General features: G+C 69.5%; 14 protein-coding genes. 13 read left to right on the forward strand and 1 reads right to left on the reverse strand.

The window, feature by feature from the left end:
• The 9 genes from I4Q55_RS25235 to I4Q55_RS25275 all read left to right on the forward strand — a co-directional run bounded on the left by I4Q55_RS25235 (window position 1) and on the right by I4Q55_RS25275 (window position 9,451).
• On the forward strand, window positions 1-837 hold the full coding sequence (locus tag I4Q55_RS25235; RefSeq protein WP_003060266.1) for an ABC transporter permease: 837 nt from the start codon (window positions 1-3) through the stop codon (window positions 835-837).
• The gene (locus I4Q55_RS25240) at window positions 834-2,159 is read left to right on the forward strand and encodes an MCE family protein (RefSeq protein ID WP_206791042.1); all 1,326 of its coding nucleotides are present in this window, start codon (window positions 834-836) and stop codon (window positions 2,157-2,159) included. The genes I4Q55_RS25235 and I4Q55_RS25240 overlap by 4 nt, the downstream gene beginning before the upstream one ends.
• Window positions 2,156-3,184: an MCE family protein gene (locus I4Q55_RS25245; protein WP_206791043.1), complete on the forward strand. Its 1,029-nt coding sequence runs from the start codon at window positions 2,156-2,158 to the stop codon at window positions 3,182-3,184. The genes I4Q55_RS25240 and I4Q55_RS25245 overlap by 4 nt, the downstream gene beginning before the upstream one ends.
• Window positions 3,181-4,167 (forward strand): MCE family protein, encoded by a 987-nt coding sequence (locus I4Q55_RS25250; protein WP_206791044.1) that lies wholly within the window; start codon window positions 3,181-3,183, stop codon window positions 4,165-4,167. The genes I4Q55_RS25245 and I4Q55_RS25250 overlap by 4 nt, the downstream gene beginning before the upstream one ends.
• Window positions 4,164-5,351 (forward strand): MCE family protein, encoded by a 1,188-nt coding sequence (locus tag I4Q55_RS25255; protein ID WP_206791045.1) that lies wholly within the window; start codon window positions 4,164-4,166, stop codon window positions 5,349-5,351. The genes I4Q55_RS25250 and I4Q55_RS25255 overlap by 4 nt, the downstream gene beginning before the upstream one ends.
• A complete protein-coding gene (locus I4Q55_RS25260) occupies window positions 5,348-6,517 on the forward strand; it encodes an MCE family protein (protein ID WP_206791046.1) in 1,170 nt (389 codons plus the stop codon). Before I4Q55_RS25255 ends, I4Q55_RS25260 begins: the two co-directional genes overlap by 4 nt.
• Window positions 6,517-7,782 carry an MCE family protein gene (locus I4Q55_RS25265; protein WP_206791047.1) on the forward strand — a complete coding sequence of 422 codons (1,266 nt, stop codon included), beginning with the start codon at window positions 6,517-6,519 and terminating at the stop codon, window positions 7,780-7,782. The genes I4Q55_RS25260 and I4Q55_RS25265 overlap by 1 nt, the downstream gene beginning before the upstream one ends.
• A 36-nt stretch (window positions 7,783-7,818) precedes the next feature.
• On the forward strand, window positions 7,819-8,388 hold the full coding sequence (locus I4Q55_RS25270; protein ID WP_206791048.1) for a hypothetical protein: 570 nt from the start codon (window positions 7,819-7,821) through the stop codon (window positions 8,386-8,388).
• Window positions 8,389-8,470: 82 nt separating this feature from the next.
• Window positions 8,471-9,451, forward strand: coding sequence for a hypothetical protein (locus tag I4Q55_RS25275; protein ID WP_206791102.1), 981 nt, complete (start codon window positions 8,471-8,473; stop codon window positions 9,449-9,451).
• A 1-nt stretch (window position 9,452) separates the two neighbouring features.
• On the opposite strand, the gene I4Q55_RS25280 is transcribed toward I4Q55_RS25275, so the two are convergent.
• Window positions 9,453-10,694, reverse strand: coding sequence for a hypothetical protein (locus I4Q55_RS25280; protein WP_206791050.1), 1,242 nt, complete (start codon window positions 10,692-10,694; stop codon window positions 9,453-9,455).
• A 76-nt stretch (window positions 10,695-10,770) separates the two neighbouring features.
• Between I4Q55_RS25280 and I4Q55_RS25285 the strand changes: the two genes are divergently transcribed.
• The 4 genes from I4Q55_RS25285 to I4Q55_RS25300 all read left to right on the forward strand — a co-directional run bounded on the left by I4Q55_RS25285 (window position 10,771) and on the right by I4Q55_RS25300 (window position 14,156).
• A complete protein-coding gene (locus I4Q55_RS25285) occupies window positions 10,771-11,763 on the forward strand; it encodes a Gfo/Idh/MocA family oxidoreductase (RefSeq protein WP_307793296.1) in 993 nt (330 codons plus the stop codon).
• Entirely contained in the window at window positions 11,760-12,539 is a 780-nt protein-coding gene (locus I4Q55_RS25290; RefSeq protein WP_206791052.1) for a Gfo/Idh/MocA family protein, read from the forward strand. The genes I4Q55_RS25285 and I4Q55_RS25290 overlap by 4 nt, the downstream gene beginning before the upstream one ends.
• A 186-nt stretch (window positions 12,540-12,725) precedes the next feature.
• Window positions 12,726-12,941 (forward strand): DUF5988 family protein, encoded by a 216-nt coding sequence (locus tag I4Q55_RS25295; RefSeq protein ID WP_242546673.1) that lies wholly within the window; start codon window positions 12,726-12,728, stop codon window positions 12,939-12,941.
• Between the two features lie 24 nt (window positions 12,942-12,965).
• Window positions 12,966-14,156 (forward strand): cytochrome P450, encoded by a 1,191-nt coding sequence (locus I4Q55_RS25300; protein WP_206791054.1) that lies wholly within the window; start codon window positions 12,966-12,968, stop codon window positions 14,154-14,156.
• Window positions 14,157-14,187: the final 31 nt, after the last annotated feature.

The raw sequence follows: 14,187 nt of genomic DNA on the forward strand, positions 1-14,187 counted from the left end.
ATGACGTTCCTCCAGGGCGCCAAGCGCGTCGCCAACCGTCCTTTGCAGACGCTGGACACCCTCGGTGACCAGATGTCGTTCTACGGCCGCGCGCTGCTGTGGACGCCGCGGACGCTGCGCCGCTACACCAAAGAGGTCCTCCGGCTGCTCGCCGAGGTGAGCTTCGGCTCCGGCTCGCTGGCCGTCATCGGGGGCACGGTCGGCGTGATGGTCGGCCTGACGCTGTTCACCGGTGTCCTCGTCGGCCTCCAGGGCTACTCGGCGCTGAACTCGATCGGGACGTCGGCCTTCACCGGCTTCCTGACCGCGTTCTTCAACACCCGCGAGATCGCCCCGCTGGTCGCCGGGCTCGCGCTGTCCGCCACCGTCGGCGCCGGGTTCACCGCCCAGCTGGGCGCGATGCGGATCTCCGAGGAGATCGACGCCCTGGAAGTCATGGGCGTGCCGAGCCTGCCGTACCTGGTGACCACCCGGATCATCGCCGGGTTCGTCGCGGTCATCCCGCTCTACATCATCGGCCTGCTGAGCTCGTACCTCGCGTCACGACTGGTGGTCATCTACATCTACAACCAGTCGGCCGGCACCTACGACCACTACTTCGACCTGTTCTTACCACCGCAGGACGTGCTGTATTCGTTCATCAAGGTGCTGCTGTTCAGCGTCCTGATCATCCTGTCGCACTGCTACTTCGGGTACCGGGCGACCGGTGGCCCGGCCGGTGTCGGCGTCGCGGTCGGCAAGGCCGTGCGGCTGTCCATCGTCACGGTGTCGATCATGAACTTCTTCATCGGGTTCGCCATCTGGGGAACCGACGTCACGGTAAGGATCGCGGGATGAGGGTGCTCCGACGCAGGCTGCTCGGCCTGCTGCTCATCGCCGTGATGGTCGGCGGGGTGGCGCTGTCCATCGCGCTCTACGACAAGGCGTTCACGCCGGTCGTCACGGTCAAGCTGGAGGCCGACAAGATCGGCAACCAGCTGATCAAGCAGTCCGACGTCAAGGTGCGCGGGCTGATCGTCGGGTCCGTGCAGGACATCGTCGCCACCGACAAGGGTGCCGAGCTGACGCTGGCGCTCCAGCCCGAGTCGGCGAAGCTGATCCCGGAGAACGTCTCGGCGCGGTTCCTGCCCAAGACGCTCTTCGGCGAGCGGTTCGTCTCGCTGGAGATCCCGAAGGACCCGTCGGCGAAGACGCTCTCCACCGGCGACGTCATCCCGCAGGACCGCACGTCGAACGCGGTCGAGCTGGAGCAGGCGTTCTCCCACCTGATGCCGGTGCTGCAGGCGGTGCAGCCGCAGAAGCTGTCGGCGACGCTCACCGCGATCTCGACGGCGCTGTCGGGCCGCGGCGACCAGCTCGGCGACACGCTGGCGCAGCTGGGCAGCTACCTCGGCGAGCTGAACCCGCACGAGCCGGAGCTGCAGCACAACCTCAAGGCGCTCGCGGAGTTCTCCGACCACCTGAAGGACGCGGCCCCGGACCTGGTGCAGAGCCTGGACAACCTGAGCACGACGACCCGGACCGTGGTCGACGAGCGGCAGAACCTGGCGAACCTCTACGGCAGCCTCACCCAGGCCTCGGTGGACCTGCAGACGTTCCTGCAGAACAACAAGGACAACATCATCTCCCTCGTCGACACCGCCCGGCCGACGGCCGAGCTGCTGGCGAAGTACGCGCCGGAGTACCCCTGCGTGATCTCCCAGATGGCGAAGAACGTGCCGCTGATCGACCAGGCGCTGGGCAAGGGCACCGACCAGCCCGGTCTGCACGCGACCATCGAGATCATCGTGCCGCGCGCGCCCTACCAGGCGGGCAAGGAAGAGCCGCGGTTCGAGGACAAGCGCGGCCCGCGCTGCTACGACATCAAGGACATCCCGAAGCCGTTCCCGTCCGAGCCGCCGGACGGCGCGTTCAAGGACGGCACGCTGCACCAGACGGCGCCGAAGAGCGCCGGCGAGGGCCTCAACCCGGCCAAGTTCAAGGCCGACGCGGCCGGCAGCGGCGCGTCCGGCGGTGATCTGGCGTACTCGACGGCGGAACAGGGCTTCCTGGCCGACCTGCTCGGCCCGCAGCTGGGCATGAACGCCGCGGACGTCCCGGGCTGGAGCGCGCTGCTCGTCGGCCCGCTGTACCGGGGCGCGGAGGTGACGGTCAAGTGAGGGGCCTGCTCGCGCCGCTGATCAAGCTCGGCATCTTCGTGGTCGTCACCGTGCTGTTCACGACGATCCTCGGGATCAGCATCGCCAACATCAACACCACCAGCACCAACGCCTACAAGGCGCGCTTCACCGACGCGACGCTGCTGCTGCCCAACGACGACGTCCGCATCGCCGGCGTCCGGGTCGGGCAGGTCAAGGACGTCAAGATCGTCGACAAGCGCCAGGCCGAGGTCGAGTTCGAAGTGGACGCCGGCCGGACGCTGCCCGCCGGGGTGACCGCGCAGATCAAGTTCCGCAACCTGGTCGGCCAGCGGTACGTCTCCCTCGGCGAGGGCGAAAACTCCGAAGGCAAGACGCTGCCGCCCGGCGGCACCATCCCGCTGGAGCGGACCACGCCCGCGCTGGACCTGACCGAGCTGTTCAACGGCTTCAAGCCGCTGTTCACCGCGCTCAACCCCGAGGACGTCAACAAGCTGTCCTACGAGGTCATCCAGGTCCTGCAGGGCGAGGGCGGAACCGTGGAGAGCCTGTTGTCGCACACGGCGTCGCTGGCCACCACGATCGCCGACAAGGACCAGGTGATCGGCGAGGTCATCGACAACCTCAACTCGGTGCTCGACACGGTCAACGCGCACACCCCGCAGCTCAACGACCTGATCGTCAAGCTGCAGCAGCTGGTGTCCGGGCTGGCCGCCGACCGCAAGCCGATCGGCGACGCGATCGAGAGCCTCGGCACCCTCGCCGAGACGACGTCCGGGCTGCTCGGCGAGGTCCGCGAGCCGCTGAAGAACGACATCAGCGCGCTCGGGAACCTCACCCAGCAGCTGAACAAGAACGAGCCGGAGCTGGAGCACTTCATCCAGTTCCTGCCGACCAAGGTGAGCACGCTGACCCGCACCGCGGACTACGGCTCCTGGTTCAACTTCTACGCCTGTGAGTTCTCCGGGAGCGTGAGCTTGCCGCCACTGATCAACGACGTCCCGCTGCCCCTGCTGCCGGCGAACCGGGCGAGGTGCAAGGGATGAAGTCCTTCCAGAAGCGCAACCCCGTGCCGATCGCGCTGGTCGGGATCGTCGTGCTGGCGCTCGGCTTCATCGCCGCGCTCAACTCCGACGACCTGCCGGTGATCGGCGGCGGCATCACCTACACCGCCGAGTTCAGCGAGGCGTCCGGGCTGCAGAAGGACAACGACGTCCGGATCGCCGGCGTCAAGGTCGGCAAGGTCAGCGACATCGAGCTCGACGGCGCGTCGGTGAAGGTGTCGTTCAAGGTCAAGGACGCCTGGCTGGGCGACCGGACCAGCGCCGCGATCAAGATCAAGACGCTGCTCGGGCAGAAGTACCTGTCGCTGGACCCGCAGGGCGAGAACGCGCTGAACCCGGGCACCGGCATCCCGCGCGACCGCACGATGGCGCCCTACGACGTGCTCGACGCCTTCCGCGGGCTGTCCCAGACCGTCGACAACATCGACACCAAGCAGCTGGCGCAGAGCTTCGACACGATCTCGCAGACCTTCGCCAACACCCCGGAGGATGTCCGCGGCGCGCTGTCCGGGCTGTCGAAGCTGTCGGACACGATCGCCTCGCGCGACCAGCAGCTGTCGAACCTGCTCGCCAACACCCGCGAGGTGTCGCAGACGCTGGTCGACCGCGACGCCGAGGTGCAGAAGCTCCTGGAAGACGGCAACGACCTGCTCGGCGAGCTGGCCAAGCGCGAGGACGCGATCACCGCGCTGCTCAACGGCTCCCGCGAGCTGGCCACCCAGCTGCAGGGCCTGATCGACGACAACTCCCACCAGCTCGACCCGGTGCTGACCCAGCTCGACCAGCTGACGTCGATGCTGCAGCGCAACCAGGACTCCCTGGCCGAGGGGCTCAAGAAGTTCGCGCCCTTCATCCGCGTCTTCACCAACACCATCGGCAACGGCCGCTGGTTCGACAACTACATCTGCGGCCTGCTGCTGCCGTCGATGGGCCCGATCAACGAAGAGGGGTGCTACACGAAATGAGTGACACCCGCTTCGGGCAGGCCCTGACCAGGGGCTTCACCATCGCGATCGTGCTCGCGCTCGTCGTCGCCGGCGGGATCTGGTGGACCCTCAAGGACGCCGGCCGCAACCACCTGACCGCGTACTTCGCCGGCGCCGTCGGCCTGTACGAGGGCAACAGCGTGCGGATGCTCGGCGTCGACATGGGCACGGTCACCAAGATCACGCCGATGGGCAACCAGGTGAAGGTCGACTTCGAGTACGACCGCAAGGTCGCCGTCCCGGCCGACGCGAAGGCGCTCATCGTGGCGCCGTCGCTGGTCTCGGACCGGTACGTCCAGCTCGCCCCGGCCTACACCGGCGGCCCGCGCATCTCCGACGGCGCGGTCATCGGCCTCGACCGCACCGAGGTGCCCCTGGAGGTCGACCAGCTGGCGGCCAGCCTGGCCCGGGTCAGCGAGACCCTCGGCCCGAACGGCGCCAACAAGGAAGGGTCGCTGTCGAACCTGCTGAACACCGCGGCGGCCAACGTCGACGGCAACGGCCAGGCCCTGCACGACACGATCACCAAGCTCGGCCAGGCGGCCGGGACGCTGTCGGGCAACAAGGACGACCTGTTCTCCACCGTGGAGAACCTCGGCAAGTTCTCGCAGACGCTGGCCGACTCCGACAAGCAGGTCCGCACCTTCGAGTCCCGGCTCGCCGACGTCAGCGGCTACCTGGCGTCCGAAAAGGACAACCTGGCGGCGACCGTGCAGCAGCTGGGCACGACGCTCACCGCGGTGCAGGCGTTCATCGACCAGAACCACGACCGGCTCAAGTCCAATGTGGACAAGCTGGCCGGCATCACGAAGGTGCTCGTCGACCAGCGCAGCTCGCTGGCCGAGATCCTCGACGTCGCCCCGGTCGGCCTGAGCAACCTGGTCAACACCTACAACGGCTCGTCCGGCACGCTCGACGCCCGGCCGAACCTCAACGAGCTGACCCAGCCACCGCTGGTGATGATCTGCCGGCTGCTCAAGCAGGCCGGCAACGGCATCCCCGACGTGCTGGGCAACGCCTGCGAGGGCATCGCCGGCGTGGTCGACGGGCTGATCCCGCTGCCGTCGGTGGCGCAGACCGTCCAGGCACTGCAGTCGGGCCAGCTGCCGCCACTGCCGCTGCCCGTCGCCGGGCAGCTCTACGGTTCGGGAGGTGGCAAGTGAAGAAGCTGCTGACCGTGGGGACGCTGGTCACGGCGTCGGCGCTCGTCCTGTCCGGCTGTGCCTTCAAGGGCATCTACGACCTGCCGCTGCCCGGGGGTGCCGACCTCGGCGACCACCCGTACACGGTGAACGTCGAGTTCCGGGACGTGCTCGACCTGACCCCGCAGGCCGGGGTGAAGGTCGACGAGGTGCCGGTCGGCCGGGTCGAGAACGTCGGGCTCACCAAGGACGGCTGGCACGCGCTGGTGACGCTGAAGGTCAACGGCGACATCAAGCTGCCGGCCAACGCGATCGCCAACGTCAAGCAGTCCAGCCTGCTCGGCGAGAAGTACGTCGAGCTGGCTTCGCCGGGTGACGACCAGGCCCACGGGAAGCTCGCCGACAACGCGACCATCCCGCTCGCCCGCACGAACCGCAGCGTCGAGGTCGAAGAGCTGCTCGGCGCGCTGTCCCTGCTGCTCAACGGCGGTGGCGTCGACCAGCTCAACACGATCACCAAGGAGCTCAACAACGCCACGTCCGGCCGGGAGCCGGACATCAAGGCACTGCTGGACAACGCGAACCAGCTGGTGACGAATCTCGACAACCAGTCGAAGAACATCACCCGGGCCATCGACGGGCTGAACCGGCTCTCCTCGACCCTCAACGACCAGAAGGACAAGCTGGTCGGCGCGGTCGACAACCTCGGGCCCGGGCTCGGCGTGCTGGAACAGCAGCGCGGCCAGCTGGTCACCATGCTGCAGGCGCTGGACCACCTCTCCGGCGTCGCCACCGACACGGTGAACAAGTCGCAGAAGGACCTCGTCGCCGACCTCAAGGCGCTGACGCCGACGCTGCAGAAGCTCGGCGAGGCGGGTAACGACCTGCCGAAGGCCCTGGAGATCCTGCTGACGTTCCCGTTCAGCGACCAGGCCGTCAACGGCGTCAAGGGCGACTACTTCAACCTGTACGCGAAGGTGGACCTGAACCTGAAGACCATCGTCGACAACCTGGGCAACAGCCGGCAGAACGCGCTCGCCGGGCAGCTGCCGCTGGCCGGCCTGACCGGCGGGGTCTCGGGTACGCAGGCCAACCAGCCGCCGCCCCTGCCGATCCCCGGCACGCAGTCCACGCAGTCGAAGCCGGGCCTGGGCAACCTCTTCGGGCTCCTGGGAGGTGTGGGCTGATGCTGATTCGCCGGACGAAGATCCAGCTGATCGCCTTCGTGGTGATCTCGGTCGTCGCGATCGTCTACGCGCTGATCCGGTTCGCCGGGCTCGGCACGGTGTTCGGGAACAGCGGCTACACGGTCAAGCTGCAGCTCAACGAATCGGGCGGCATCTTCACCAACGCCGAAGTCACCTACCGCGGCTACAACATCGGCCGGGTCGGCGAGCTGCGGCTCACCCAGACCGGGCTCGAAGCCGACCTGAACATCGACCCGTCGGCGCCGCAGGTGCCCGCGGACCTCGACGCCGTCGTCGCCAACCGGTCGGCGGTCGGCGAGCAGTACGTCGACCTGCGGCCCAAGGCCGACCAGGGCCCGTACCTGGCGGCGGGCTCGGTGATCCCGGCGAGCCGGACGACCACCCCGGTCAGCACCGACCGGCTGATCGGCGACCTCGACTCGCTGGCCGCGTCGGTCCCGGTCGACTCGCTGCGCACGGTCGTCGACGAGTCCTACGACGCCTTCCGCGGCACCGGCGGCGACCTGCAGAAGCTGCTGGACACCGCGCGCAGCTTCACCACGACCGCGCAGCAGTACCTGCCGCAGACGATCCAGCTCCTGGACGCCGGCGGCCAGGTGCTCGACACGCAGAACGCCGAGGCGGCGAACTTCGCCTCGTTCAGCAAGAGCCTCAACGAGCTCACCGGCACGTTGAAGAACTCCGACGGCGACCTGCGCAAGCTCATCGGCATCACCCCGCAGGTGGCGACGCAGATCAGCCAGGTGCTGCAGGAGTCCGGCCCGGGCCTCGGCGCGCTGACGGCGAACCTGCTCACCACGGCCAACCTCACCGTGACCCGCCTCGACGGGATCGAGCAGGGGCTCGTGACGTACCCGGCGCTGGCCGGGGCGGCGAGCAGCGTGGCGCCCGGCGACGGCACCGCGCACCTCGGCCTGGTGCTGAACCTGTTCAACCCGCCGTCCTGCACGAAGGGCTACATCCCGTACTCGCAGTACCGCACCGGCAACAACCTCTCGCCGCGGCCCGCGAACGAGCAGGCGTACTGTGCCGAACCGAAGGGCAGCCCGATCAACGTCCGCGGGGCGCAGAACGCGCCGTACGGCGGGGTGCCGGTCGCGCCGTCGGACAGCGACGTCGCGGCCAACGCGAACCGGCCGGCCGAAGAGCTGGCCGAGGAGCGGGACACCCGGGGCGTTCCGGGCATCGTCGGCAGCCCCGGCGTCAGCCTGAACAGCCTGGGCTCGCTGCTCGGCCTGTCCTGACGTGGATTTGATGACCGTTACCTACTCTGGAGTGTCATGAGCACGGACGAGCCGGCCGCCACGGCAGCGGAAGACTCCGAGACGCCGGCCAAGGACCCTTCGCGGACCCTGGTGCTCGGCGCCGGCGCACTGGCGCTGGCCGCCCTGATCGCCGCGGCGTTCTTCGGCATCCAGTGGTGGGCGGCCGCGGCCGACGACAACGCCGACCTGGCGGCCTCGCGCGAGGCCGTCGTCAAGGCGGGCACGAACGCGCTGAAGGCCTACACCGAGGTCGACTACACCGACCTCGACGGCTTCTTCGCCCGGCAGAAGGCCGTGTCGGACGACAAGATGGCGCAGCAGATCGACCAGTCGGCGCCGACGTTCCGCAAGGCGCTCTCCGACGCCAAGACGAAGGTCACCACGGACGTCCAGGACATCGCCGTCGAGGAACTGGACGACCACGAAGGCAAGGCCAGCTTCCTCGCCGCCATCGCCACCACCGTCACCCAGGGGGACAAGAGCAGCGCGAAGCCGTTGCGCCTCGAAGTGTCGATGACCCGCGTGGGCGATGACTGGAAGCTGTCGGGCATCGACAGCGTCCCGCTCGTCGCGGCCGGCCAGTAGCGTCACCCAGAAGGAGCTTGTAGTGCCCCCCTCCCGCCGCCAGCCGCCTCGCAGCACCCCGACGCCGTCGCGGCGTCCCCGCGTGGCCGGGCTGCGCAAGCCCTCGACGGACGAGACGGCCGCCGAACGGACCGGCCGGCTGCCCGCCGTGCCGGCCAAGCCACGGCCGCGGCCCGCGCCGCGTCCGGCGCCCCGGCCGGCCCCGGCGCCCGCCGCCGAGCCGGGCGAGCCGGTCGAGTCCACCAGCGGGCAGCTCGACACCTCGCCGGCCGAGGACACTCAGGTGTTCGCGGCGGTCGAAACCGAGGAGCCGCAAGTCGACGCGCTCACCGGTGAACCGGCGGCCGAGCCGTCGGTGGCGGAGGAAGCTCCGGCGCGGCCGGCGCCGCGGCGGAAGAAGCGGGACACCGGGATCGCGAAGCCGACGGAGGAATCCGAGGTTCCGGTCGCCGAAGCGGACGAGCCGGCGAAGCTCGAGCGGTCGCCGCGGGAGCGCTCGTACCTCGTGGCGGGCGCGCTGGTGCTCGTCGCGCTGGCGCTGGGCTCGCTGGCGTTCTGGTTCAAGTACCAGGAAACCAAGATCTCCTCGGCGACGAGCAACACGGCCCTGCTGGACGTCGCGAAGACCGCGCAGGTCAAGGACGCGGTGTCGAAGGCGGCCGAGGCGCTGTTCTCCTACGACTACAACAACATCAAGAAGACCGAGGACGCGGCGAACGACCTGCTCGCCAACGACGACGTCAAGAACAAGTACAACTCGCTGATGGGCGAGGTGAAGCGGCTGGCGCCGCAGCAGAAGATGATCGTGACGTGCAAGGTCACACGCGCGGCTGTCATCATGCTCAACGGCGACCTGGCGAAGGTGATGGTCTTCGTCGACCAGACCTCGACCCGCACGGACACGAAGAAGACGACGGCGGGCACGGCCCAGCTCCACCTGAACGCCCAGCTGCAGGGCGACAAGTGGAAGATCACCGACATGGACACCTACAACGCGCCGAAGGTCCCGGCCGCGTCGCAGGCGCCCTCGTCGGCCCCGGCTTCCCCCTCGCCGACGAAGTAGTTCAGTTCCGGCGGAGGGTGAACCGCGCCTTGCGGGCCTGCTTGGCGACCTTGTTGTCCGGGTGCTCCTGGGCGATCACGTCCAGGAGGCGGAGCCGGTCCGGGTGGTCCGCCGCGGCGATGACCCCGACCACGGCGAGCGGGTCGCCCAACGCGTCCAGTTCGTCGAACAGCACGCCGTGGTCGTCCATGGCCGCGAGGTGGTCGGTCATGCCGAGGGACATCTCGCCGGCCGTCAGCGATCCGGCCACGCTCTCGTCGCGTTCGGCCAGCCAAGCCGCCGTGACCGCGCCCGCGATACCGCCTTCTTCGCGGACGGTCCGGGCAGCGGCGACGCCGGCGTCACCGGTCGCGTCCAGCACGAGCAGTGCCATCAGCCGCTGCGCCGGGCTTTCCGCTGCCGGGAGGAATTCGGCGGCTTCCGCGGCGGCGTCCGCCGGGGACCGGCGGGCGATCCAGGCGGCCAGCTCGGCCTCGGCGATCTTCGGGGACGCCTCGGTGAGGTGATCGGCAAGGGTCTCGAACGGAGCCGTCGCCAGCTCACCGACGACCGGCGCGTCGACACCCTTGGCACGGAGCATGCGGTTCAAAGCCCAGAAGGCGAGCGGGGTCAAGCGGACGAGGGCCGGATCGGGGTCGGGACGGCCGACGGCTTCGGCGATCTCGGCCAGCTCCTCCTCGTCGGCGTCACGCCGCTCGATCGCGCCGAGGCGGTCCAGCACGTCCAGGGTCACCCGGAGGCCGTGGCGCCACCGCGAATCGCCGCGGATGTCGAGATCCACCAGCATGGACGACATTTCGTCGGCGATGCCGTACAGCAGTTCCAGCGGGGCCGGCGTGTGGCCCGCCGAGTACAGCGTCAGCTGCAGCCCGCCGAGGAAGTCCGGGAACAGCATCCCGAACTCGAACGGCACCTCGTCGTCTTCGACGGCGATGCCGTAGCCGGCCTCACCGAGTGCTTCGAACGCCCGTGCCCACAGCTCCAGCGGCTGCTCGAGCAGCTTCGCGTTCTTCTTCACCGGCACGTGCGTGCCCTTCAGGACGCGGACCAGACCGCATGCTTCGGCCCAGCGAGGCAGCAGTGTGTCGCCAGGCTCCGAGGTGCCGTCCAGTTCCGCGACGTACCGCCGCAGGTCGGCCAGAACGGGGCTGCGTTCGGCGGCGGCCCGCGCTTCGGCGGCAGCGGGCAGCCGCACGGGCGGCAGGGCGGGAAGGTCGGCTTCGAGTTCACATGCCTCGCACATGGCGGCCAGTGTGGCAGCCCCGAACTACCCACGTTGGTTATGGCTCCCACCGGGCGGTGTGGGCGAGTCTCGGTACGTGAACACATCGCGGCAGCTCGAGGTGGCCCTGATCGGTGCGGGGCTGATCGCCCGGCTTCACCTGGAAGCGTGGCTCGGCACCGGGGCCGCCGTGCGGGTCTACGCCGATGACGGCCGGAGTGCCGAGCTCGCGGAGGAGTTCGGGGCCACCGCCGCCGGGTCGCTGGCCGAGGCCCTGCACGGCGCCGACGCCGTCGACATCTGCACGCCGACCGGCACGCACCACGAAATCGCCATGGCCGCCATCGCCGCCGGTGTCGGTGTCGTGTGCGAGAAGCCGCTGACCGCGGACGCCGACGAGGCCGCCGAGATCGTCGCCGCGGCCAAGCGGGCCGGCGTCCGGCTCTACCCCGCGCACGACGTGCGGTTCGCCGCGCCCTACGCGCGGCTGCACGAGCTCGTCGCGAGCGGCCGGCTCGGGGACGTCGCCATCGGACGGTTCTCCTTTTCCGCCTACCACCCGCGGCCCTGGACCGGAACCGCCTCCGCCCGATCGGGTGGCATCCTGACCGACCAGCTGCTGCACGGCGCCGACCTCGCCCACTGGGTCTTCGGGGACGTCGTCCGCGTGCACGCCTGCTACCAGGGCGACATCGCCACGCCCGCGCCGGAAGGCGCCGTCGCCGCCGGGACCGTCGTGCTCACCCACGCCGGCGGGGCCATCAGCCAGATCGTGAGCCGGTGGACCGCCACGCCGAAGCCGCCCGTGCGGGTCACCTACGACGTCACCGGGACCGGCGGGACCGTCAACTACGACTCCGAGTGGCCCCAGGAAGTCCGGGTCGTCGACGGCGAAGCCGGGAACTTCGGCTACTACGGGCCTTCGGTGTTCGCCACCGAGATGCGGGAGTTCGCCACCGCCTTCGCGGGCGGGCCCGAGCCACGGATCGGGGCGGCCGACGCGCTGGCCGCCGTCCGGATCACCCAGGCCGCCGCCGAGTCCGCGTGGACCGGGCGGGCCGTCGAACTTCCGGTGGAGGGAGCAGCGTGAAGGTCGCCATCCTTTCGGCCACGCCCGAGGTCCACGCCGGTGCGCTGCGCGGCCTGCCGGACGTCGAAGTGGTCGCCACGGCGGGCTGGGACGCCTTCGAGCCGGTCCTGCGTGCGGCCGAGGCCGGAGCGCGCGTGCTGTGCGAATACCCTTCGGCGGCCAAGGAAGCCGACCTGAAAGCCGTGGTCGACGCCGGCGGCGACCGGCTCGCCTTCGCGTCTCCGGCCTGCTACGGCGAGGCTTTCGCCGTGGTGCGCAAGGGAATCGCGGACGGCGGCATCGGCGAGCTGACGACGGTCATCGGCTCACTCGGCACGAAGGCCGGCGGCGGGGTGCTGAGCACGGCCGCGCCGTACCTGCTCGACCTGGCCGACGCCGTCCTCGGTGGCGAACCCGCGCAGCAGGTGTACGCCCAGACCAATACCGTCCTCAGTGGACCCGGCGCGGAAAGCGCGGCGGTGCTCACCGTCCGGTACCGGAGCGGGCGGGTCGCCTCGTTCGACTGCCGCCGGGACCCGGCCGCCACGGACCGGCCCGCCGTCACCTTCATCGGGGACAAGGCGAGCGTGCGGTACGACGCCGGCCCGAGGCTGCTCGACGGCGATCGGCCCGAGCGGGGCGGGGAAGACCTGGTTTCCTTGATGCTGAAGGCTTTCCTGGCCGGTGGCGACGCGCCGGGGCCGGACGGCCGGGCCGCGCTGCGGACGTTCCGGATCGTTCAGGCGGCCTACGAATCGGCGCACAGCGGCCAACCAGTCGACCTGCCGCTCGGCTGAACCCGGGCTTCGAAGGGGTTTTCTCCGGTGGCGCAGGGGAAAACCCCTTTTCGTCGTGCCTGGGGCGGCCGGGTCGAGCGCTCTACCAGAGTGAGGGATGTTGCCTTGCGGTGGCTCGCCTAGCCTGAATCGAGAATGAAAAGACTGCTCTGTGCCGGGAGATCCCCGAAATAGGTGGAGGCCGCGATGAGTGTTACGCAGGTGAAAATCGTGCTGAGCGGTGGGCCGGCCGAGCTGGCACTGGCGAATCGCAGCGTCGACGCTTCCGCGCTGGAGAACACGCTGAAGATCCGCCACGGGGCCGGCTACGAGCATTTCGTGCACGGCGGGGAGTTCCAGGCCGTCGACGGCTGCGACATCGCCGTCTTCCGGTGGTCGCACCGCACGAAGATCGCCGAATAGAAATCTCCCACGGGAAAGGTTTCCATGACCGAGGCAATTTCCTTCGAGGAGCCGTGGGCGCGAATCGACAAGTTCGACCCGCCCGCGATATTCGACACCCTCCGCGAAGAACGGCCGCTCGCGAAGATGGTTTATCCGGACGGGCACGCCGGGTGGATCGTTTCCAGCTACGACCTGGTGCGCGAGGTGCTCAGCGATCCGCGGTTCAGCCACAGCTGCGAGGTCGGCCACTTCCCGGTGACGCACCAGGGCCAGGTGATCCCCACCCACCCGCTGATCCCCGGCATGTTCATCCACATGGACCCGCCGGAGCACACCCGCTACCGCAAGCTGCTGACCGGTGAGTTCACCGTCCGCCGCACGAGCCGGCTCATCCCGCGCGCCGAGGCCGTGGCCGCCGAGCAGATCGAGGTCATGCGCGCGAAGGGGGCGCCGGCCGACCTGGTGCACGACTTCGCCAAGCCGCTCGTCCTGCGGATGCTGGGCGAGCTGGTCGGCCTGCCCTACGCCGAACGCGACCGGTACGTGCCCGCGGTGACCCTGCTGCACGACGCGGAAGCCGACCCGGCCGAGGCGGCGGAAGCCTACGGGCAGGCCCAGGCCTACTTCGACGAGGTCATCGAGCGGCGGCGCAAGCAGCCCGAGGACGACCTGATCAGCTCGCTGGTCAACGAGGACCTGACCCTCGAGGAGCTGCGCAACATCGTCACCCTCCTGCTGTTCGCGGGGTACGAGACCACCGAAGGCGCGCTGTGCGTCGGCACCTTCGCGCTGCTGCACCACCAGGACCAGCTCGCGAAGCTGCGCGCGGAGCCGGCGAAGCTCGACGCCGCGATCGAGGAACTCCTCCGCTACATCACCGTCAACCAGTACCACACCTACCGGACCGCGCTGGAGGACCTCAAGCTCGACGGCGAGCTGATCAAGAAGGGCGACACGGTGACGGTGTCGCTGCCCGCCGCCAACCGCGACCCGGCCAAGTTCGGCTGCCCCGCGGAGCTGGACATCGAGCGCGACACCTCCGGGCACGTCGCCTTCGGGTTCGGCATCCACCAGTGCCTCGGCCAGAACCTCGCGCGCATCGAGCTCCGCGCCGGCTTCACGGCGCTGCTGCGGGCGTTCCCCGGCCTCCGCCTGGCCGTCCCGGCCGACGAGGTTCCGCTGCGGCTGAAGGGTTCCGTCTTCTCGGTGGAGAAGCTCCCGCTCGCCTGGTGAGCGTTCCTCCCCTCCGAATGCCCGAAAGGAT

This window comes from Amycolatopsis sp. MtRt-6, assembly GCF_017308975.1.
Lineage (GTDB): Bacteria > Actinomycetota > Actinomycetes > Mycobacteriales > Pseudonocardiaceae > Amycolatopsis.